23 protein-coding genes and 1 tRNA gene are annotated in these 20,728 nt (G+C 66.5%); 12 read left to right on the plus strand and 12 right to left on the minus strand.

The genetic code is table 11. The features are described 5' to 3' along the window. Nucleotides 1-69 precede the first annotated feature (69 nt). A complete protein-coding gene (locus H7F51_RS05100) occupies nt 70-669 on the plus strand; it encodes a hypothetical protein (protein WP_185663141.1) in 600 nt (199 codons plus the stop codon). A gap of 4 nt (nt 670-673) precedes the next feature. On the opposite strand, the gene H7F51_RS05105 is transcribed toward H7F51_RS05100, so the two are convergent. Then, nucleotides 674-1,690 carry a polyprenyl synthetase family protein gene (locus tag H7F51_RS05105; protein WP_185663142.1) on the minus strand — a complete coding sequence of 339 codons (1,017 nt, stop codon included), beginning with the start codon at nt 1,688-1,690 and terminating at the stop codon, nt 674-676. 76 nt (nt 1,691-1,766) lie between these two features. Between H7F51_RS05105 and H7F51_RS05110 the strand changes: the two genes are divergently transcribed. Continuing rightward, nucleotides 1,767-2,075, plus strand: coding sequence for a chorismate mutase (locus H7F51_RS05110; protein WP_185663143.1), 309 nt, complete (start codon nt 1,767-1,769; stop codon nt 2,073-2,075). A 144-nt stretch (nt 2,076-2,219) separates the two neighbouring features. After that, entirely contained in the window at nt 2,220-3,338 is a 1,119-nt protein-coding gene (locus H7F51_RS05115) for an NADH:flavin oxidoreductase/NADH oxidase (RefSeq protein ID WP_185663144.1), read from the plus strand. A 53-nt stretch (nt 3,339-3,391) separates the two neighbouring features. On the opposite strand, the gene H7F51_RS05120 is transcribed toward H7F51_RS05115, so the two are convergent. The 4 genes from H7F51_RS05120 to H7F51_RS05135 all read right to left on the minus strand — a co-directional run bounded on the left by H7F51_RS05120 (nt 3,392) and on the right by H7F51_RS05135 (nt 6,587). Beyond that, on the minus strand, nt 3,392-4,087 hold the full coding sequence (locus H7F51_RS05120; protein WP_185663145.1) for a hypothetical protein: 696 nt from the start codon (nt 4,085-4,087) through the stop codon (nt 3,392-3,394). Nucleotides 4,088-4,091: 4 nt separating this feature from the next. Then, complete coding sequence (locus H7F51_RS05125) at nt 4,092-5,411, minus strand: sensor histidine kinase (protein ID WP_185663146.1); 1,320 nt, start codon at nt 5,409-5,411, stop codon at nt 4,092-4,094. Nucleotides 5,412-5,502: 91 nt separating this feature from the next. Continuing rightward, a complete protein-coding gene (locus tag H7F51_RS05130; RefSeq protein WP_185663147.1) occupies nt 5,503-6,180 on the minus strand; it encodes a response regulator in 678 nt (225 codons plus the stop codon). 95 nt (nt 6,181-6,275) lie between these two features. Beyond that, nucleotides 6,276-6,587 (minus strand): PepSY domain-containing protein, encoded by a 312-nt coding sequence (locus H7F51_RS05135; RefSeq protein WP_185663148.1) that lies wholly within the window; start codon nt 6,585-6,587, stop codon nt 6,276-6,278. Nucleotides 6,588-6,714: 127 nt separating this feature from the next. On the opposite strand from H7F51_RS05135, the gene H7F51_RS05140 reads away from it, so the two are divergent. Continuing rightward, complete coding sequence (locus H7F51_RS05140) at nt 6,715-8,502, plus strand: ABC-F family ATP-binding cassette domain-containing protein (RefSeq protein ID WP_185663149.1); 1,788 nt, start codon at nt 6,715-6,717, stop codon at nt 8,500-8,502. Between the two features lie 7 nt (nt 8,503-8,509). On the opposite strand, the gene H7F51_RS05145 is transcribed toward H7F51_RS05140, so the two are convergent. Continuing rightward, nucleotides 8,510-8,977: a DUF6456 domain-containing protein gene (locus H7F51_RS05145; protein ID WP_185663150.1), complete on the minus strand. Its 468-nt coding sequence runs from the start codon at nt 8,975-8,977 to the stop codon at nt 8,510-8,512. 96 nt (nt 8,978-9,073) lie between these two features. Here H7F51_RS05145 and H7F51_RS05150 point away from each other — a divergent pair, with 96 nt between their 5' ends. Both H7F51_RS05150 and H7F51_RS05155 read left to right on the plus strand, forming a co-directional pair. Then, nucleotides 9,074-9,649: a helix-turn-helix domain-containing protein gene (locus tag H7F51_RS05150; protein WP_185663151.1), complete on the plus strand. Its 576-nt coding sequence runs from the start codon at nt 9,074-9,076 to the stop codon at nt 9,647-9,649. Beyond that, nucleotides 9,646-10,851, plus strand: a complete 1,206-nt coding sequence (locus H7F51_RS05155; RefSeq protein WP_343061211.1) for a glycosyltransferase — start codon at nt 9,646-9,648, stop codon at nt 10,849-10,851. The genes H7F51_RS05150 and H7F51_RS05155 overlap by 4 nt, the downstream gene beginning before the upstream one ends. 16 nt (nt 10,852-10,867) lie before the next feature. Here H7F51_RS05155 and secF read toward each other — a convergent pair whose 3' ends face one another. Genes secF through yajC form a run of 3 tightly spaced genes read right to left on the minus strand, consistent with a single transcriptional unit; the run spans nt 10,868 to nt 13,837 of the window. Continuing rightward, nucleotides 10,868-11,845 (minus strand): protein translocase subunit SecF, encoded by a 978-nt coding sequence (gene secF / locus H7F51_RS05160; RefSeq protein WP_185663152.1) that lies wholly within the window; start codon nt 11,843-11,845, stop codon nt 10,868-10,870. A 13-nt stretch (nt 11,846-11,858) separates the two neighbouring features. Continuing rightward, on the minus strand, nt 11,859-13,466 hold the full coding sequence (gene secD / locus H7F51_RS05165; protein ID WP_185663153.1) for a protein translocase subunit SecD: 1,608 nt from the start codon (nt 13,464-13,466) through the stop codon (nt 11,859-11,861). A gap of 47 nt (nt 13,467-13,513) precedes the next feature. Next, nucleotides 13,514-13,837: a preprotein translocase subunit YajC gene (gene yajC, locus H7F51_RS05170; protein WP_185663154.1), complete on the minus strand. Its 324-nt coding sequence runs from the start codon at nt 13,835-13,837 to the stop codon at nt 13,514-13,516. A 235-nt stretch (nt 13,838-14,072) separates the two neighbouring features. Here yajC and H7F51_RS05175 point away from each other — a divergent pair. From H7F51_RS05175 to H7F51_RS05185, 3 genes are all read left to right on the plus strand, one after another. Further along, nucleotides 14,073-14,149: transfer RNA gene (locus tag H7F51_RS05175), tRNA-Pro, on the plus strand. A 251-nt stretch (nt 14,150-14,400) separates the two neighbouring features. Continuing rightward, the gene (locus tag H7F51_RS05180; protein WP_185663155.1) at nt 14,401-15,603 is read left to right on the plus strand and encodes an MFS transporter; all 1,203 of its coding nucleotides are present in this window, start codon (nt 14,401-14,403) and stop codon (nt 15,601-15,603) included. Further along, nucleotides 15,596-16,297 (plus strand): SDR family NAD(P)-dependent oxidoreductase, encoded by a 702-nt coding sequence (locus tag H7F51_RS05185; RefSeq protein WP_185663156.1) that lies wholly within the window; start codon nt 15,596-15,598, stop codon nt 16,295-16,297. Before H7F51_RS05180 ends, H7F51_RS05185 begins: the two co-directional genes overlap by 8 nt. Here the strand turns inward: H7F51_RS05185 and H7F51_RS05190 are convergent, their stop codons facing one another. From H7F51_RS05190 to H7F51_RS05200, 3 genes are read right to left on the minus strand one after another with little or no spacing between them, the layout of a single operon-like run. Continuing rightward, nucleotides 16,298-17,053 carry an SDR family NAD(P)-dependent oxidoreductase gene (locus H7F51_RS05190; protein WP_185663157.1) on the minus strand — a complete coding sequence of 252 codons (756 nt, stop codon included), beginning with the start codon at nt 17,051-17,053 and terminating at the stop codon, nt 16,298-16,300. It abuts the gene before it with no gap. Next, nucleotides 17,050-17,595, minus strand: a complete 546-nt coding sequence (locus tag H7F51_RS05195; protein WP_185663158.1) for a cupin domain-containing protein — start codon at nt 17,593-17,595, stop codon at nt 17,050-17,052. Before H7F51_RS05195 ends, H7F51_RS05190 begins: the two co-directional genes overlap by 4 nt. After that, nucleotides 17,592-18,536 (minus strand): fumarylacetoacetate hydrolase family protein, encoded by a 945-nt coding sequence (locus H7F51_RS05200; protein WP_185663159.1) that lies wholly within the window; start codon nt 18,534-18,536, stop codon nt 17,592-17,594. Before H7F51_RS05200 ends, H7F51_RS05195 begins: the two co-directional genes overlap by 4 nt. A 249-nt stretch (nt 18,537-18,785) precedes the next feature. Here H7F51_RS05200 and H7F51_RS05205 point away from each other — a divergent pair, with 249 nt between their 5' ends. Genes H7F51_RS05205 through H7F51_RS05215 form a run of 3 tightly spaced genes read left to right on the plus strand, consistent with a single transcriptional unit; the run spans nt 18,786 to nt 20,636 of the window. Further along, nucleotides 18,786-19,937, plus strand: coding sequence for an alpha/beta hydrolase (locus tag H7F51_RS05205; protein ID WP_185663160.1), 1,152 nt, complete (start codon nt 18,786-18,788; stop codon nt 19,935-19,937). A 4-nt stretch (nt 19,938-19,941) separates the two neighbouring features. After that, the gene (locus tag H7F51_RS05210; RefSeq protein WP_185663161.1) at nt 19,942-20,349 is read left to right on the plus strand and encodes a VOC family protein; all 408 of its coding nucleotides are present in this window, start codon (nt 19,942-19,944) and stop codon (nt 20,347-20,349) included. Continuing rightward, the gene (locus H7F51_RS05215) at nt 20,346-20,636 is read left to right on the plus strand and encodes an antibiotic biosynthesis monooxygenase family protein (RefSeq protein WP_185663162.1); all 291 of its coding nucleotides are present in this window, start codon (nt 20,346-20,348) and stop codon (nt 20,634-20,636) included. The genes H7F51_RS05210 and H7F51_RS05215 overlap by 4 nt, the downstream gene beginning before the upstream one ends. The last annotated feature ends 92 nt before the right edge of the window (nt 20,637-20,728 follow it).

A 20,728-nucleotide genomic window follows, 5' to 3' on the forward strand; every position in this document is an offset into this window, starting at 1 on the left:
CAGAGGCGTTAGGCAATCGCCCGGCGAAGTGCTAGTATCCGCGCCTCAGAAAAGAGAATGGAGAGTGCCATGCGTTCGTCTCGCACTGCCCTGTCATTCCTCGCCGCCACGGGCCTCGCCGTCACGCTCGCCGGGTGTTCAAAGGCCGGAAACCCCGAGGCCCCTGCGCCAACGCCCACCGCCGACGCCGCTGCTGCCGCTGCCGACGCAAGCGACCCGATCAAGAGCGCCATGTCCGCCGCCCCCGCCTCGGTCGGCGCCAAGGCCGCGGTGGTCATGGCCAATGCCGACGGTTCGATGAAGACCCTGCGCGAAGGGACCAACGGCTTCACCTGCATGCCCGACAATCCCGCCACGCCCGGCCACGATCCGATGTGCATGGACGGCAACGCGATGGAATGGGCCATGGCCTGGATGGGCCACAAGACCCCGCCCGCCGAAAAGCCTGGCTTCATGTACATGCTCGAAGGCGGGACCGATGCCAGCAACACCGATCCCTATTCAACCAAGCCTGACAAGGACTGGATCAAGACCGGCCCGCACGTGATGGTCGTGGGCTCGAAGGCCCTGCTCGCCGGCTACCCGTCAGGCCCGAACCCCGACACCAGCGCGCCTTACGTGATGTGGGCGGGCACGCCTTACGAACACCTGATGGTGCCCGTGAGCTGAGGCTTCAGTACCGGCGCGCCACCGCGAACTCGGCCGCCTCGGCCATCGCGCTGCGCGCCGGGCCCGCCGGGAAGCCGGCAATCGCATCGATCGCCCGCTGCGCGAAGTGGCGAGCGCGTTCGCGCGTGGCGGAAACCGTGTCGTACTTGGCGATCAGCGCCACCGCGTGAGCCAGGTCCTCATCCTCGGTGCGGAAACCGGCGATGGCGTCCTGCCAGAACCGGCGCTCCTCCGCCGTGCCGCGCGCATAGGCGAGGATCACCGGCAGGGTCATCTTCCCGTCGCGGAAATCGTCGCCCTTCCCCTTGCCCATTTCCGCCGTATCGGAATCGTAGTCGATCGCATCGTCCACCAGCTGGAAGGCGATGCCGAGGTTGCGGCCATAAGCGTCGAGCGCCTGCTCCTCCGCCTCGCTCCGCTCCGCCACAACGGCGGCAATCCGGGTCGCGGCGGCGAACAGCGCGGCGGTCTTGGCGCCGATGATCGAGAGGTAGTGTTCCTCGCTCGTCTCCACCTTGCGCTGGGCGGTGAGCTGGTCAACCTCGCCCTCCGCAATGATCGAACTGGCCGAGGAGAGGATCTTGAGCACCTTGAGGCTGCCGTCCTCCACCATCAGCTCGAAGCTGCGGGTGAACAGGAAATCGCCCACCAGCACGGTCGCCGGATTGCCATAGACGATATTGGCGGTCTGCTTGCCCCGGCGCATGTCCGAGCCATCCACCACGTCGTCGTGCAGCAGGGTCGCGGTGTGAATGAACTCAACCGCGGCCGCCAGCTTGTGATGGCGCGCGCCCTGATAGTCGCACAGCGCGGCGCCGGCGATGGTCAGCATCGGCCGCATCCGCTTGCCCCCGCCAGAGATCAGATGCCCGGCCAGCGCGGGGATCAGCGGAATCTCGCTCTGCATCCGGTCGAGGATGATCGCGTTGACTGCGTTCATGCCCGGCGCGGTCAGGGCCAGCAGCGGGGCCAGCGAAGGCCCGCCCGAACGGGGCCCAAGGGGGATCACGTCAGCGCTCATGGCCCTGCGCCCTGCAAGGTCTGGGCTGCGAAGGCAAGTTTTGAATCGCGTCCATTATCGTGCTAGCGGCGCCTCGATGGCACAGGAAAGCACTTCTTCCGCACCCGATCCGGTCCTCGCGAGCTATCGCGCCAGCATCGACAATATCGATGCCGCGCTGATCCACATGCTCGCCGAACGCTTCCGCATCACCAAGGCGGTGGGCGAACACAAGGCGAAGACCGCGCTGCCCGCCAGCGACCCGGGCCGCGAGGAACGCCAGATCGCCCGCCTGCGCAAGCTGGCAGAAGATGCCCAGCTCGATCCCGATTTCGGTGAGAAGTTCATCCGCTTCATCATCGACGAGGTGATCCGCCACCACGAACAGGCCAAGAACGGCCTCTGAGCAGGCCGCCCGGTCTGCCTTCCGGCGGTTGCAATCGTTAGCAGCGGCCTTGCGCTTTTTGCAGCGGCAGCGCCCTTTCATTCGCCTCGTCGCACCCTATCTCCTGCCTTCCTTTCCTCTCCACTCTCCCAGGCAGGAATCTTCATGTCCGAACTCTTCTCGCCCTTCACGCTGAAGGGGGTGACCCTGCGCAACCGCATCGCCGTCCCGCCGATGTGCCAGTACAGCGCGGTCGATGGCGTCACCGGTGACTGGCACCTGCCTCACTACACCGGCCTCGCACGCGGCGGCGCGGGCCTCGTCATCGTCGAGGCGACCGGCGTTTCGCCCGAAGGCCGCATCACTCCCGGCTGCACCGGCCTGTGGAACGATGCACAGGTCCCCGGCATGGCCGCCATCGCCTCGGCCATTCGCGCCGCCGGCTCCGTTCCCGGCATCCAGATCGGCCACGCCGGGCGCAAGGCCAGCGCCAACAAGCCGTGGGAGGGCGACGATCACATCGCCGACAATGCCCCTGGCGGCTGGCCCACCATCTCGCCCTCGCCCCTCGCTTTCGGCGGCGGCCTGTCCAAGGTGCCGAGCGAAATGACCCTCGAAGACATCGCCCGGGTCAAGGCCGACTTCGTCTCCGCCGCGATCCGCGCCCGCGATGCCGGCTTCGAATGGCTCGAACTGCACTTCGCCCACGGCTACCTCGCCCAGAGCTTCTTCTCGGTCCACGCCAACCAGCGCACTGACCAATACGGCGGCGACGCCCTCGGCCGCGGCCGTTTCCTCGAAGAAACCCTCGCCGCCGTGCGCGAGGTCTGGCCCGATCACCTGCCGCTGACCGCCCGCTTCGGCGTGCTCGAATTCGACGGCCGCGATGAGCAGACGCTCGAAGAATCGATCGCCCTCGTCACCCGCTTCAAGCAGGCCGGGCTCGACTTCCTCAATGTCAGCATCGGCTTCTCCACCCTGGATTCGCACGTGCCGTGGGGCCCGGCCTTCATGGCCCCGATCGCCCAGCGCGTCCGCAGCGAAACCGGCCTCCCCGTCGCCACTGCCTGGGGCATGGACCAGCCGGCCGACGCCGAAAAGGCCGTCGCCAGCGGCCAGCTCGACCTCGTCATGGTCGCCCGCGCCCACCTCGCCGACCCGCACTTCCCCTTCCGCGCCGCCCGCGCGCTGGGCGTGCCGAAATCGTCGTGGGTCCTGCCCCCGCAATATGCCCACTGGCTGCAACGCTACCCCGGCCCGCAACACGGCCCGACCGTGGACTGATCGTCGGCGTCCGGGGCAGGGCTTGCCCGCCCCGGACAGCGTCCCGGTTCATACTAGTGCCACCCATCGCGCACCCAGTGCGCTGGTGACGGACGAATTCCGGCCGCCTGACCCATGGCCTGGCTCGCAAGGGCTGCCCTGCGCAGGGCAGCGACGCTCGCCGCCGTGCAGACATTGCCGTTTACGGTCAGCCCGGGAAACGGTCGATCCGTGACATGCGAAGTGTCCTCACCCTTGGCATCATCCGCCGCCTTTGGCAGCGGCCCGCACTCGACCAGCCACCGCTCCAGCCTGACGATGCGCCCCGCGTCATCGCGCTCCAGCGGATGCACCGCCACATAATAGTAAGGTGCCACGACTCCGCCTTCGCCACGCTCGCCGGTCGCATCGACGTTGCGCAATTGCAGGATCATCGGATCGCCGTCCGCCAGCAGGATGACGTCAGTCTGCCACTGCAGAAATTCGCGGCGCGGTCCCCCGGCCGTCTCGGCATCCACCCATTCGTAGGACAGCAGTTGGTCACCGCGCACGATCTTGGCGCTGGCGCATTCCGGCCAACGTTCGGCCGAAAGTGTTTCGTCGAAACGACAATCGCCGTCCGTCATGACCGCCCACAACCCTTCCCTGAGCCCGAGGCGACCAACCGAATCCTCCGCGCCGAACCACGGCTGGTCGGACACGACAATGTTGCACCCCGCCAGCAGCACCGCTGCCAGCAGCGCCGTTGTCAGCGAGAGGGCGCGGCGCATGGTGTCACCCCGCGAAGCGCGGCAGCCGTAGCCGCACCATCAGCCCGCCAAGGTCCTCGCTCTCGCCAAGCTCCACCGAGCCGCCATAAATTTCGGCCACGTCGCGCACGATGGCCAGACCAAGCCCAGTCCCCGGCTTGCCCGTATCCAGCCGAGCCCCGCGATCGAAGATCCGGGTTCGTTCGGCCGGCGGAATGCCGGTGCCGTCGTCTTCCACCCAGATCTCGCAATAGGCCGGATCGGTCGGCGCGGCATCGACCGTGACGAAAACCGAGCCCCCGCCATACTTCGCCGCATTCTCGATCAGGTTGCCGAGAATTTCATCGAGGTCCTGCCGCTCGATCTGCACCGCCGCCTCGCGGTTGCCGTCAAGGTCGAAGCGGCTCTGTTCGTATAGCCGGGTCACGGCGCGCAGCACGGCCTCAACGCTCTCCCACACCGCCGCGCGTGACAGGCCAACCGCGCGGCGCCCAACGGCCCGCGCCCGCGCCAAGTGGTGATCGACCTGCCGCCGCATCACCGCCGCCTCGCGGATCACCGTGTCGGCAAGGTCCGGGGCCTTGGCCGTGGCCGCGTTCATCACCACGGTCAACGGCGTCTTGAGCGCATGGGCCAGGTTGCCGGCATGGGTGCGCGCCTCCTCGGCCTGCCGCTCGGTATGGGCGAGCAGGCCGTTGAGTTCGTTCACCAGCGGCTGAACCTCCAGCGGCAGCGGATCTGTCACCCGGTTGGCCCCGGTCGTGCGCATCTTCTGGATCGCGCGCCGCACCCGGCGCAGCGGACCAAGGCCGTACCATGTCTGAGCCCCCGCCATCAGGAACAGGCCAAGGCCCAGCACGATGAACGACCAGACGAGGATCAGCCGGATGCGCTTGATCTGGGCATTGAGGTCGGTGCGGCTGGCCGCGACAACAAACCACCAGCGGACATCGCTGCCCGGCAGGATGATCGAGCGCTCCATGATCCGCAGCGGCTCGTTGTCGAACTGGTCGCTGTCATAGACGTGCGGCGCGTCATCGAAATGGCTGGTCGTGATCTTGAGCGATCGGTCCCACAGCGAGCGTGAGGGGAAGTCGTCGTGCCCCTTGCCGCTGATCTGCCAGTAAAGGCCGGAATTCGGCTCGAGAAACCGCTGGTCGCCAAGCGGACGGTTGAAGAACACCTCCCCGTCCGGCCCGATCTCGGCCGAGCCGACCATGGCGGTCAGCATATAGCCGAGGTTGTCGTCGAAATTGCGGGTAACGAGGCCGGTCAGCGTGCGGTCCAGCGCGAAGCCGCCGACGAACAGCAGGATGGCGATCCACCCCGCCGCGATCACCATCATCCGCCGCGACAGCGAACCGGTATGCGCGCGCGGCGGGTCAGACGGATTGGACTCTGTCGTCGGAGAGCCAGCCGGATCAGGCGAATATGGTTCAGCCACGCCCCGGTTCGGCCGGATCGTCGAGGCTGTAGCCCAGCCCGCGGATCGTGGTGATCACGTCCGAGCCCAGCTTCTTGCGGATGCGGGTGACGAAGACCTCGATCGTGTTGGAATCGCGGTCAAAGTCCTGGTCATAGATATGTTCGATCAGCTCGGTCCGGCTCACCACCTTGCCCTTGTGGTGGAGCAGGTAGGACAAGAGCTTGTATTCCTGCGCCGTCAGCTTGACCGGCTCGCCGTTGAGCGTGACCCGGCCCGAGCGGGTATCGAGCCGTACGTCCCCCGCGATCAGCTCGCTCGACGAATTGCCCGAGGCGCGGCGGATCAGGGCCCGCAGGCGGGCGATCAGTTCCTCGGTCTGGAACGGCTTGGCAAGGTAATCGTCGGCGCCCGCATCAAGCCCGGCCACCTTGTCCGACCAGCTGTCGCGCGCGGTCAGCACCAGCACCGGGAAGCTCCGCCCTTCCCTGCGCCACATGCCCAGCACGGTCAGCCCGTCAATCTCCGGCAGGCCAAGGTCGAGCACAACGGCATCATAGTCCTCGGTCGAACCGAGGAAGTGCCCGTCCTCGCCATCGGTGGAAAGGTCAACGGCATAGCCGGTCTGCTCGAGGGTAGACTTGAGCTGGCGGCCGAGGGTCGGTTCGTCCTCGACGATAAGGATGCGCATCGTTCTATCCCTGTTGCAGCGGCGTTGCAGTGTGCTTGCAGATGCGGACAAAGCTGGGGAGCGTCAAGCCGGCGGGCAAGGGGCAATTCCCGCGATCAATGCCGCGAAAGGATCTGCCCCGAGCGCGCATCGACGTCGACGAAGACCACCCGCCCGTTCTGGATGAACTTGAGCCGATAGGCCATGGCGGTGGGATCGTACTCCGGCCCGAGGTACTGCATGCCGGGCATCGAGGGCAGCACGCGCTGTTCGATTTCCCGCAGCGGACGGACGTTTCCGGCGCGCATGTCGCGCCGCGCCTGCCCCTGCTCGTCGCCGGGAGCGGCACTCGCCAGCGGCGATATGGCCAGGATCGAGCCAGCCAGCAGCGCGGCGCCCAGCACGCGAGAGGATTTTCTGCGTTTCATCACCCCTTGGTGCCTAGACTTCGCGCCTTGAACAAGGAGTGAATGCCCTGAAATCCGCCATTAATTGATTGAAGCGCGTTCGGCGGTGCTTGCCAAGGCCCTGCGCTTGGGCCTAACGCGCGCCCCTATGGCCGCCGCACCGATCCTATCGTGGGAAGGCCTGAGCCTGCAACAGGGCTCGGGCTGGCTCTTCCGCGAGCTCGACATTCACATCGCCCCGCGCGACCGGCTGGCCCTGATCGGCCGCAACGGCGCGGGCAAGACCACCCTGCTCAAGCTGATCGGCGGGCAGATCGATGCCGATCGCGGCAAGCGCTCGATCCAGCCCGGAACGCGCATCGTCACGCTGGAACAGGACCCCTTCTTCACCGGCTTCGACACGCTGATGGACTTTGCCCTCGCCGGCAAGGACGCGCCCGAGAAGCATGAGGTCGAGGCGATCGCCGGCCAACTCGGCATCGACATGAGCCGGAAGGCCGAAAGCGCCAGCGGCGGTGAGCGCCGCCGCGCCGCGCTTGCCCGCGCCCTAGCGATGGAGCCGGACCTGCTCCTGCTCGACGAGCCGACCAACCACCTCGACCTCGCCGCGATCGACTGGCTGGAAGACTGGCTCCAGCGCTACAAGGGCGCTTTCGTCGTCATCAGCCACGACCGGACCTTCCTCGAACGCCTGACCCGCGCCACCGTCTGGCTCGATCGCGGCTCGCTGCGCCGCAAGGAGATCGGCTTCGGCGGCTACGAAGCCTGGATGGAACAGGCCTATGCCGAAGAAGCGCGCGCCGCGGAAAAGCTCGACGCCAAGCTGAAGATCGAGGCGCACTGGCTCGAACGCGGGGTCACTGCCCGGCGCAAGCGCAACCAGGGCCGGCTCGAAAAGCTCTGGGAAATGCGCGCCCAGCGCGCCGCCATGCTCAGCCCGCAAGGCACGGCCAAGCTCGCGCTGGCCAGCGACGATGCCAAGAGCAAGGCCGTGATCGTGGCCGATCAGGTCAACAAGAAGTTCGGCGAACGGCCGATCATCAAAGACTTCTCGCTGCGCATCACCCGCAAGGACCGGATCGGCGTGGTCGGCTCCAACGGTGCGGGCAAGACCACCTTGCTCAAACTGCTGACCGGCGAACTGGAGCCCGATCAGGGCACGGTCACCCTCGCCAAGACCCTGCAGGGCGTGATGATCGACCAGCAGCGCAGCCTGATGTCTCCCGAAAAGCGCGTGCGCGACGTGCTGGCCGAGGGGGGCGACTGGATCGACGTGCGCGGTGTGCGCAAGCACATTCAAGGCTACCTCAAGGACTTCCTGTTCGATCCCGGGCTGGTCGAGGCCAAGGTCGGCACCCTGTCGGGCGGCGAGCGCTCGCGGCTCCTGCTGGCGCGCGAATTTGCGCGCAAGTCGAACCTGCTGGTGCTTGACGAGCCGACCAACGACCTCGACCTCGAAACGCTCGACCTGCTGCAGGAAGTGATCGCGGACTATGACGGCACGGTCCTGATCGTCAGCCACGACCGCGACTTCCTCGATCGCACGGTCACCGTCACCCTCGGACTCGACGGCTCGGGCAAAGTCGACGTCGTGGCCGGCGGCTATGCCGACTGGGAAAAGCAGCGCAAGGCCCGCAGCTCCGCCGGCCCCAAGGCGGCGCCCAAGACCGAGGCTTCCGCCCCGCCCCCGCCTCCGCCGCCGAAGAAGTCGAAGCTCTCCTACAAAGACCAGCGCGACTACGAACTGCTGCCCCGGCGGATCGAGGAACTCGATGCGGCGATCACGCGCGACGAACAGGCCCTGTCCGACCCCGCGCTCTACACCCGCGATCCCGCGAAGTTCGCCGCTCTGACCAAGGCGCTCGATGCCGCGCGCAGCGAGAAGGAAGCGGCCGAGGAACGCTGGCTCGAACTGGCCGAACTGGTCGAAGGCTGAGCGCCCTTCAGCCGATCCGGTAGAAGTCCGCCACCCGCGCCAGGGCGAAACGCAGGACCAGCTTGCCGCTGCGCGCCGGCCAGGCCAAGGCCCGCTCGGCATCGGGCACAGCCTCGCCCGCGCAGACCACGCGCCACAGGATGTCCGACAGGCCCGGCCCGGCCGCACCGATGGCGCCGTTGAAGCGGGCCCGCGCCGCCACCTGCCGCTCGGTCGGATCAAGCCCGCCGGCCCCGCCCCGCGTCCGCACCGGGTCCCAGCGCATCGTGATTCCCGGCGCAAACTGGGCCGCCTCCCAGTCCATCCGCAGGCGCTCTCCGGCGGCAAGATCCGTGTCCGACAGGTGCCCGCGCGCATGGAGCCATGTCAGCGGGCTCTCGGCGAGGTTGACGGTCACGCTGCGCCGTCCTTGCCGTGCCGGGCCGCGCCCCGGTCCCTGTTCGGTCAGTTCGCGCTCGACCAGTTGCTGCTTCATCGAATCCCTTTCCTGTCTCAGCCCGACGAAGTGCCAAGAAGCCGCACTTGTAGGAAAGCGGAAAAACCAATATGGTTATCTGCAAAGGGGTCGCACATGATCAATCGCATCCGGGATATTCGCCGTGAAAAGGGCCTTACTCTGGCCGACGTGGCCGAAGCCTGCATTCCGCCGACCACGCCGCAAACCATTGGCCGGCTCGAAACCGGGATGCGCCAGCTCTCGCTCGCCTGGATGAACCGGATCGCCGCCGCGCTCGAGGTCGAACCCGAACTGCTGGTCCGCGGCGAAGGCTCGGCCCAGCCACAACTGGTCGCCCGGCTCGCCGAACATGGCGCCGAGGCGCTGACCCAGCCGCGCGACGCGATCCTGCCCAACCAGCTTGCCGGCGATGCCCCCATGCTCGCCGTGGCGGTGGAATGCGGGGCCGGAGAATACCGCGCTGGCGACCAGCTGTGGCTGCGCCAGATCGAGGACGAGGTGGAGTGGGGCCGCCTCGTCAACCGTGACGTCCTCGTGCCGCGCCCGGCCGGGCGCTTCGCCTTCGGCCGCCTGCTCGACCGTGACGGGCGGCGCATCGCCGTCCTGCCGCCGGGCCTTGGCCATCGCCAGCTGGTGATCGACAATCCGCCGTGGATCGCCGTGGCCGAAATGCTGGTGCGCCGCCTGTGACCTTGCCGGACGGGCGGCTGCGGGTACTCTCGCTCGCAACGCTTTATCCCAATGATTCCGCCCCCAATTTCGGGGTTTTCGTCGAACGGCAGATGCAGGCCGTGGTCCGCACCGGTGAGGTCGACCTCGTGGTGATCAATCCGGTCGGCCTGCCGCCCTTCCCCCTGTCATGGCATGCGCGCTACCGGCGCCTTGCCCGCCTGCCGGCGCATGAAGAGCGCGGCGGGGTGACCGTTCTACGGCCGCGCTTCAGCCTCATCCCGGCGATCGGCGGCCCGCTCAACGCCCGGCTGCTGGCCGATGCGGTGCTGCCTCTGGCAAGGCAGCTTCACGCCGAGCAGCCGTTCGACCTGATCGACGCACAGTTCTTCTACCCGGACGGGCCCGCCGCGGTCAGCATCGCCCGCGACCTCGGCCTACCGAGTTCGATCAAGGCGCGCGGCGCCGACATCCATTACTGGGGCAAGGCCTTCGGCACGGCAGGACAGGTCCGCAAGGCCGGGCGCGAGGCAACCGGGCTGCTCGCCGTCGCCGCTGGCCTTGCCGACAACATGGCGGCGCTCGGCATCCCGCGCGAAAAGATCGCGCTGCACCGCACGGGGCTGGACCGCCAGGCCTTCTGCCCGAGAGACCGGGCTGCCGCGCGGTCGCGCTACGACCTGCCGGAAGCGGCCACGGTGCTGATCACGATCGGTTCGCTGATCGCGCGCAAGGGACAGGTCCATGCCATCGATGCCCTCGCCCAGTTGCCCGGCGCGATCCTGCTTCTGGCCGGTGCCGGGCCGGACGAGGGATCGCTCAAGGCTCACGCCGCCCGGCTCGGCATCGCCGCGCAGGTGCGCTTTCTCGGCGCCGTGCCCCACGGCGACCTGCCGCAATTGCTCTCCGCCGCCGATGTCTTTGTCCTGCCCACGGCGAGCGAAGGCCTTGCCAATGCCTGGGTCGAAGCGCTTGCCTGCGGCGTGCCGGTGGTGACGACGCCCATTCCCGGCGCGGTCGAGCTGATCACCGATCCGGCCTATGGCCGGCTTGCCCCGCGCAGCGGCCCGGCCATTGCCGCCGCCGTGCGCGAAATCCTCGCCGCCCCGCCCCCGCGCGAAGCGGTGCTGCGCGGAGCGGACGGTTTCAGCTGGGAGGCCAACGCCGCGGCGCTGACCGCCTACTGGCGCCGACTGGCCGAGACTTTCAGATCAGCCGGTTAGGTCGCCGCTCGGCCGGTCAGGACTGCTCGCGGGCGAGCCGTTCCTGCTTTTCCAGCGCACTCTCGGTCGGCACGAAGCTCGACGGCGTGACCTTGAGCCAGATCAGGATCGGCGCGGCCATGTAGATCGAGCTGTAGGTGCCGACGAAGATGCCCAGCGTGATCGCCGCGGTGAAGCCGAAGATCACGTCCGGCCCGAGCAGCAGCAGCGCAACCAGCGTGATCAGCATCGACAGCGAAGTCACGATGGTGCGCGCCAGGGTCTCGTTGACCGATAGATCGAGCAGTTCGGGCAGAGGCATCTTGCGATACTTCTTCAAGTTCTCGCGTATGCGATCGTAGACCACGATGGTATCGTTCAGCGAGTAGCCGATCAGGGTCAGCAGCGCGGCCACGATGTTGAGGTCGAACTCCATCTGCGTCACCGCGAACAGGCCCAGCGTCAGCGTCACGTCGTGGACCAGCGCGAACAGTGCGCCCACGCCGAACTGCCATTCGAAGCGAATCCAGATATAGGCGGCAACCGCCAGCGCGGCGAGGCCAAGCGCCTTGAACGCGGTCCAGCCCAGTTCCTTGGACACCTTGCCCGAGACGGAATCGACGCCGTCGACCCGCACGTCGGCGTGCCTCACCTTGATATCGCCGGTGATCCGCTTGGCCATGGCATCGGCGAGACCAGCATCCTTGTCCGAACCTTCCGGCAGCTTCATCCGGATCGAGACCTCGTTGGGCTTGCCGAACTGCTGGATGATCGGTTCGCCATAGCCCAGGGCGGTCACTTCCTCGCGCAGGGCCGCCACCGGTGCGGCGGCGGACTGGGTGAAGGTCACCCGGATCATCTGCCCGCCGACGAAGTCGACGCCCATATTAAGGCCGCGCGTGGCCACCAGCGTGATACTCAGCGCCATCAGCACGAGGCTGGCGACGTAGAACGGCACACGCCAGCGCAAGAAGTGGATGTTGGTGTGATCGGGAATGAGCTTGAGGAGTTTCATCGGGCTCTATCCCTTACAGCGCGAGTTCGGAGGGGCGCGCGCGGCGCAGCCAGTTGGCGACCCACATGCGGGTCATGGTCACGGCGGTGAACACGGAGGTGATGATGCCGATCACCAGCACGACGGCAAATCCCTTCACCGGCCCCGAGCCGAAGAAGAACATCAGCGCGGCGGCGATGACGTTGGTGATATTGGCGTCGAAGATCGCGCGGCTGGCTTCCTTGTAGCCCATCTCGACCGACTGGACGACGCGCCGGCCACGATGACGTTCCTCGCGGATGCGTTCGTTGATCAGCACGTTGGCGTCGACCGCCGCGCCGATGGTCAGCACGAAACCGGCGATGCCGGGCAAGGTGAGCGTGGTGTTGGCGATCGCCATGATGCCGAGGATCATCAGCACGTTCACGATCAGCGCGCAGCAGGCATAGACGCCGAAACGGCCGTAAGTGAACAGGATGAACACGGCCAGCGCGGTCGTGCCGACCAGCATGGCGATGCCGCCCTTCTTGATCGAGTCCGCGCCGAGGTCGGGACCGACGGAACGTTCCTCGACCACCTTGAGGTCGACCGGCAGGGCACCGGAGCGCAGCGCGATGGCGAGCTGGTTGGCGCTTTCGGTGGTGAAATTGCCCGAGATCTGGGCGCTGCCGCCCAGGATCGGCTCGTTGATGTTGGGGGCCGAGATCACCTTGCCGTCGAGGATGATGGCGAAAGGCTTGTTGACGTTCTCGGTGGTCAGCTTGGCGAACTTGGCGCCGCCGGCCTGATCAAAGGTGATCGAGACGACCGGCTGGTTGTTGCGCTGGTCGTTGGTCTGCTGGGCGTTGGTCAGCGAATCGCCCTTGATCCCGCCGAGCCGCTTCACCGCGATCGCCGCCGCGCCGCCGCCCGACTGGGCATCGGCATAGGGCACGATCTCGCTGCCCGGAGGGGCGATGCCCTGGGCGATGTCGGCCTGGCTGGCGGTGGTGTCGACCAGCTTGAATTCGAGCTTGGCGGTCTGGCCGAGCAGGCTCTTGAGCGCGGCCGGGTCCTTGAGCCCCGGCACCTGGACCACGATGCGGTCCGCGCCCTGGCGGATGATGGTCGGCTCGCGCGTGCCGAGCGCGTCGATGCGCTTGCGCACCACTTCGGTGGCCGTGTCCATCGCCTGCGACACGGCGAGGTCGATCCCGGCCTGGGTCGGGGTGAGGACGATGCGGGTGCCGTCGAGCATCTGGATGTCCCAGTCCCGCTGGCCGGTCACGCCGGCGCCGCTGGTCAGCGGCAGCACGGCTTCGCGCGCCTTGTCGACCTGCGCGGCGTCCTCGACCATGAACGACACGGTGCCGTCCTTGGTCGAAACATCGCCGATCCGCACATCGGGCGCATTCTGCTTGAGGCGCTGGCGCACGTCCTCGTCCATCGCCTCGAGCCGCTGGCGGCGAACCTGGTCGGGGCTGGCCTCGAGCAGGATGTGACTTCCGCCGGCGAGGTCGAGACCGAGGTTGACCTCAGGCCGCGGCAGCGACGAAGGCCAGGCAAGATTGGCAAAAGTGGCGAGCGAGGGCAGCGAGGCCAGCATCGCAACGGCAGCGAGCAGCCAGTAGAAGGTCTGCTTCCAGCGCGGGAAATCAAGCATTGCGGGCGATCCTGCTCAGTATGTTCAGCGGTTCGGCGCGCAGCCGCTCAGTCGTTGGCGGCAGCGGAGCCGGGCGTCACGACTTCGGCAATGGTCGAACGCACCGCGCGGACCTTCACGTTGGGCCCAAGCTCGAGATCGACGTGATTTTCATCGACCTTGATCACCTTGCCGAGCAGGCCGCCAGCCGTAACGACCTGATCGCCCTTCTTGATCGCGGCAATCTTCGCGCGCTGGTTCTTCTGCTGCTGCATCTGCGGGCGCAGAAGGAAGAAATAGAACACGAGGCCCATGCCCACGAACGGAATGAAGCTGGTCCAGGCCGGGGGGCCCCCAGCGGCAGCGGCGGACAGGATCGAAAGGGTGGACATGTGAAATGGCTTTCTCGGCGAATTTCAGCGCGCAGGCGCGGATCGCGGGGCGACTAGCAGCAAAGCCCCGGCGTGGCAACGCAAGTGGGGATCGCTGCCCCGCCCTGCAAGCACCGCGCGCGCGGTGCACCCGGGCTTCGGCCCACAACCCGCACGGCCGAGGCAAGATTGCGCAAATGCGCCCCAATCCACCCTTGCATCGTCCGCCGCGCCTGCCTATAGGCGCCGCTCCGGTCGGGACGTAGCGCAGCCTGGTAGCGCATCACACTGGGGGTGTGGGGGTCGGAGGTTCGAATCCTCTCGTCCCGACCATTTTCAAATTTTCCGAATGCACGGCACTCCCCGCCATCGCGGGCCGGTGAGGCACGGAAACTTCTACTATATCCACGAAAGCCGCCCGATCACGCACGGGACGCGTCCGCGCCTCGCCGCCCGGCTGGAACGGCAGCAACCGATTCCCTGAATTGCCACTGTCCCATCCTATCGTTTTGCCGCTCCCCCGGCTCATTGCTAGTCAGCCAGCTTGGCTCCGACGGCAAGAGATCGGACCGAGAGGAGAACAGATGGCAAGGCACCACCACGCAGGCGCGATGACCGGCCTTGCCCTGCTTTTTCCCATCACGTTGTCGACGATGGCCATCGTGCTGCTCGCGCCGATCCTGCCGGCTCTGCTCGATCAATTTTCAGACATTCCGCGTCACGAATACCTCGTGCCGATGGTGTTGACCGTGCCCGCGCTCTGCGTGGCGCTGTTCTCGCCGATCGCCGGGATCATGGGGGACTATTTCGGGCGGCGGCGGCTGCTGCTGGTCTCGTTCCTGATCTATGCCGTGGTCGGGGTGGCGCCGGTCTATCTCGACGGGCTCGGCCCGATCATCGCCAGCCGGGTTGCCGTCGGAATCGCCGAAGCCATGATCATGGTGCTCAGCACGACGATGATCGGCGATTATTTCGATGGCCCGGCGCGCGATCGGTGGCTCGCGGCGCAAACCGCGATGGCGTCGATCTCGGCGCTCGTCTTTTTCAACGTCGGGGGTTTCCTCGGCACTTTCGGCTGGCGCGCGCCCTTCTGGGTCTATGCTTCGGCCTTGTTGATGTTTGCCCTTGTCGCCCGGTTCACCTGGGAACCGTCCGAACGGGACGCGAGCGACGAGGCGGATGCAGCACCGCACCACGCGAGCTGGGCAGGCTTTCCGTGGCTTCGCATGGCCGGGATCATGCTGGTAACCGTTTTCGGCTCGGTGCTGTTCTATACCGTGCAGATCCAGTCGCCGGTCGGCCTGACGGAACTGGGCATCACCGATCCGGCCCGGACCGGGTTTCTGACTTCGCTGGCCAGCATCGGCGTTCCCATCGGAACCCTGATCTACTCACGCGCCGGCTCGAGACTCGGCGTGCGGAGCCTGCTCTCGATCGAGTTCATGCTGCTCGCCACCGGCTTCCTGCTGATGAGCCGGTCTGGTTCTCCGCCCGGCTTCCTGGTGGGCTGCTTCATCAACCAGCTCGGGGCGGGCATGCTGCTCCCGACGCTGCTGGTCTGGGCCATAAGCGGCCTGGCGTTCGAGATCCGAAGCAGGGGCGCGGGACTCTGGACCGGTGCGTTTTCCGTCGGACAGTTCATCTCGCCCATCGCCGTCACCGCCGCGGCATCGGTGGTGGGCGGTCTTCTCGGCGCCTTCGGAGTGCTGGCGGCAGCGGCGCTGATTGCCTCCTTCGTTGCCCTGCTGTCGCGCCCCAGGCTGCGCATGGCCGCGTCACATGGCTGAACGGCTCGCCGGCAAGGTCGCCGTAATCACGGGCGCGGCGAACGGCATAGGCAAAGGCTGCGCGGCCATCTTTGCCTCGGAAGGCGCGACCGTCATCGGCATAGACCGAGACGACTGCGATCTGCTGGACGAAGCGCAGGCGGCCGCCTGCTTCGCCCGCATCGGCGAAGATCACGGCCGGATTGACGTGCTCGTCAATGCGGCGGCTTTCGCCGCGTTCGCATGGCTGGAAGACATGTCCTATCAGAACTGGCGAGCCACGCTGGCCGGTGAGCTGGACATCGTCTTTCTGGCCGCGCGGGCAGCCTGGCCGTGGCTGAAGGCCAGCGGCACGGCGAGCGTGATCAACTTTGCCTCCGCCAATGCACACCATGCCCTCCCCGGCTCGCCCGCCCTCGCCCATTGCGCCGGCAAGGGCGGCGTGCTGGCCATGACGCGCCAACTGGCGATGGAAGGCGCACCGCACGGGATCAGGGTGAACGCGATCTCGCCCGGCTTCATCCGCACGGCGGCAACGCGGGCTCATCTTCAGGCAGACCCAGCCCTTGAACGGCAAGTTCTGGACAAGAACATGCTGAAATTTCTGGGTGAACCCGAAGACATTGCCTGGGGCGCAGTCTGGCTCGCCAGCGACGAGGCCCGCTATGTGACGGCCGCGGAAATTCCCATCGACGCGGGCGCTACCGCCTGGTGATCAGCTGCCGTCGGTGATGAGGGTGCCGCCGTCCACGACAAGGTTGTGCCCCGTAACGAAGGCCCCTGCAGGCGATGCCAGAAAGACAGCCGCCCCGGCGATCTCTTCGGGAGTTCCCGGCCGCCGCAGCGGGGTCATCGCCATGCGGCGAGCCATGAAGGCCTCATCGGCGAGCAGCGGAGCCGAAAGTTCGGTCGCGATGAAACCGGGCGAGATCGCGTTGACCCGCACGCCGCAGGGGCCCCATTCCACCGCCAGATTGCGCGCCAGTTGCGCCGCCGCCGCCTTGGAAAGGGCATAGGCATTGATCCTGGCGTTGCCCCGCAGCCCCGACAGGCTGGAGATCAACACGACCGCGCCGCCGCCGCCCGAGGCAATCCGGGGGATGGCAAGATTGGCCAGCACGACCTGACTGCGCAGGTTGATCGCCATCACCCGATCGTAATCGGCCATGTCAATCTCCGCGAAGGGACTTGCACTTCCGGTAATTCCCGCATTGCAGACCAGCACGTCGAGCCGGCCGAAGGCGTCCATCGTCCCGTCCACGAGCCTGCCGAGCGCTGCCGGATCGCTCACATCGGCCGGAATCCCCGGCATCCCGAGTTCAGCCGCCACCCGCGCCGTATCGGCAGCATCCTCGCTCGATATCGTCACCCGGGCCCCGGCCTCGATCAGCCCCTTGGCGATGGCCAGTCCGATGCCGCGCGTGGACCCGGTGACGATGGCCGCCTTGCCCGCAAGCGAGAAGAGGCTCAATGCCCCGCCTCCGCCGCGTTATAGCGCCGGTCGACCTGCTCAGGCTTGGCCTCGTCCAGCGGCACGCCGTTGTGGAGATATGCCGGCGCCTCGATCAGGATGAAGGCGATACGGCAAGGCTGATCGGTGGCGTTGCGCCAAAGATGGTTCGTGCCGCGCTGGATGATGACGCCGTTTTCACCGACGGTCTTCTTGCGCCCGTCTTCCAGTTCCAGTTCGATCTCGCCCTTGAGGACGATGCCGTAGTCAATCGAATTGGTCCGGTGCATCGGGCTCTGCTGCCCCGGCAACATGTCAACGATGCGGAATGCGGACCCACCCATGAGCGTCGTGCCGACATTCCGGTCGCGTCCGTCCGTTTCGTCGTTGTTGTCGGCCGGAACGGTTTGCGTCGTCCACAACTGCAGGAACGAGGCATCGCCGGTCGGGATCAGTTTCGTCGGACTGAAATCCTCCGACCGGAACACGGCGCGGCCATTTTCGTCGTGCCCCGTCACCACCCGCTGCACCAGCGGCAGGCCGGAATCGGAAAGGTCGGTCATGGTGTCACCACTTTCTGCTCGAGAACACCGAAGGGTGAGCGGCCATCGGCCGTCCTTGCCTCCATGCGAACGGTATCGCCGTATTTCATGAATTCGGTCGAAGGCGCACCGGTGTCGACCACCTCGATCCCGCGCCGTTCGGCGATGCACGAGGAGCCGACCTCGCGGAAATCGGGGTTGGATACAGTGCCGGAGCCAATCACCGTCCCCGCGACAAGGTTCCGGGTCCGCGCCGCATGGGCGATCAGTTCGTTGAAACCATAGGCCATCTGCTCGCCATCGGCATTGCCGAACTGACGGCCGTTCCAGTGGACAAGCAGATGCATTGCCGGGCGGCTATTGCGCCATGCCGGCCCCAGTTCATCCGGCGTGACCGCGAAGGGCGCCATGCCGCACGGCGGCTTGGCCTGGACCCAACCGAAGCCGGTTTTCATCTCCGGCCCGGCCAGCTTGCGCAGAGACCAGTCGTTGATCTGCACAACAAGCGCGATGTGCCGCTCCGCGTCCTCGGCGCTGGTGCCCATCGGCACTGCGTCGGTGATGATCCCGAATTCACCCTCGAAGTCGATGCCCAGATCCTCGCTCGCCATCGGCACGTCGCCGCGGGGCGCATGGAACGTGTCCGACACGCCCTGATACATGAGGGGCCAGTCAGGCTTGAACGGTTCGATGCCGAGCACCTTGTCCATCAGTTCGCCGTGGCTGGGATAGACCGAGCCGTCGAGCCACTGCCACGCACGAGGAAGCGGCGCCATCACCTCCGCAGGGTCCAGCCGCTCCGGAAAGTCCGCGATCTGCGCCATTTGCGGGGACAGTTCGCTCCATTGCTCCAGCGCCTGCTGCAAGGTTTTCACCGGCGCGGCGCTGTAGCTCGAGCCATCGGGCGCGATCACGATCAGGCACCCGTCAGGGGAACCGTCGCGGAGGGTTGCCAGGCGCATTGTCTCCGATCTCTCCCTTTCAGTGCTTGAAACCGGGTAACCGGGCAGGAAGATCTTCTCAAAAGCATATGATCAATACCGACCCATCGATTCAATGCGATGGTCTCGCCGGGAGGCTGATTGCAATGGCAACGACAATCAGGATTTCCGCGGGCGATCGTCCAGATGCCGAGTGGCTCAACCGCGGGGCGACCGCCGAGGCGGACGCGGATCGCAAGGTCCGCGACATTGTCATAAAAGGACCACTTTATGTTCGAGCCCTTCCCCGGGAACTATGTCTGGAACCTCGGCGTGAACCTCGCGCTGGTCTGCGGCGGCAACCATGGTGAAATCGACGAGGCCTGCCGTCCGGTACGCGAGGCGGCAAAGCAGGGGGCGGACGCCGGCTCGGCCGTGCTGTTCGACAGCTGGATCGCCGTGGCCGACCAGGTCACCGCCAATGCCGAAGCCGACGAGGCGGCGGGCTACTTGCTCTCCGCCGGGACCAAGTACCTGCGCGCCTCGGGCTATTACCTTGCCGCCGAGCGCCTGCAGAGCCGCGACTATGCCCCGCGCTGGGCGGCCTACGACAAGGGCCTTGAACTCTACCACAAGGGCAGCGCGCTGCGGGGACTGCACGCCGACAAGATCGAGATTCCCTACGGAGATTCCAGCTACACCGCCATTTTCGTCCACGATGGTTCGGGTACGCCCCGCCCCACTCTCGTTTCGGTCAACGGCCTCGATTCCATGAAGGAACAGGTCAACATGGCCGGGCACGGCCTATCCAACCTCGAACGGGGCATGAACACGCTGTTCCTCGACCAGCCCGGCACCGGGGAGGCGATCCGCAAGCGGGGCCTGCCGGCGGTCTATGATGCCGAACGCTGGGGGAGTCCGGCCTTCGATTACCTGCTGACCCGAAGTGACGTCATTCACGCGAAGATCGGAATCTTCGGCCTTTCCTTCGGCGGTTACCACGCCCCGCGCATCGCTGCGAACGATCCGCGTTACGCGCTCTGTGCGGTGATGGGTGCGAACCACGTCTGGGGCCAGCGCCAACGCGAGCGGGTGTCGAACGAGGGCGAGAACCCCGTGCCGCATTACTGGGATCACGTGCTGTGGGTCTTCGGGATGACCGACCGTGACGCTTTTCTCGACTATGCCGACCAGATCACGCTCGACGGGCAGGTCGAGAAGATCAAGGTGCCCTTCCTGATCACCCATGGCGAACACGACCGCCAGATCCCCGCATTCAACGCGCAGATGAGCTATGATCAGGCGGTCAATAGCCCCAAACGGACCTTGCGCATGTTCACGAAGGAGGATTTCGAGGTCGAGCACTGCGGCGCAGACAACGGCACCGGGATGCGCGACTACATCGCCGACTGGTGCGCCGAAACCTTTGCCGAGATGGGCTGACGCGGTGGCCGAGTTCGCATTTCACCACTGCGGCGTATCGGTGCCCAGTCTCGACGCCGCGATCGAGTGGTATGGCCGGGTGCTGGGCTTCGCGGTCGAGAAGCGGTTCCATATCGCGGCCGCCGGGGCCGAGGCGGCGATGGTTCGCAAGGGGCAGCTGCGCTTCGAGATCTTCGAGGTGAAGGGAGCCGCCCCCCTGCCCGACGACCGCCGCCACCCCCCGGCGGACCTGAAGACACACGGCAACAAGCACGTTGCCTTCCGGGTGGAAGATCTGGAAGAATTCCTGGCCGAGATGGAAGCCAAGGGCGCGGACGTGGCCTTTGTCGTGCGCGAGGCGTTCGGCAAGGGCTGTTTCCTGCGCGACTGCGCGGGCAACCTGATCGAATTTGTCGAGGAACCCACTCCATGATTCACGAAATCGCCACGCTGGCCATTGATCCTGCCCGATCGGCCGACTTCGAGGCGGCGGTTGCCGCCGCCCGTCCGCATTTCGAAGCGGCCAAGGGCTTCGTCTCCTTCGGGCTGCAGCGGGTCATCGAGGAGCCCGGCTCCTACCGCCTCGTCGTCGGCTGGGAGACGGTCGAGGCGCACATGGTGGACTTTCGCGAGTCCGACGGCTTCCAGCAATGGCGGGCGCTGGCCGGGCCATTCTTCACGGCGCCGCCCGCCGTGATTCACGTCGATACGGTGATCTGAGAGGGTTTTGTCTGGTGCGCCCTTCGCCTCCGCGAAGGGCTTGCGGCACCGGAGATTCCTTTGGTTGGTGCGCCCTTGGCATCCGCCAAGGG

This window comes from Novosphingobium flavum, from assembly GCF_014230315.1.
Classification (GTDB): Bacteria; Pseudomonadota; Alphaproteobacteria; order Sphingomonadales; family Sphingomonadaceae; genus Novosphingobium; species Novosphingobium flavum.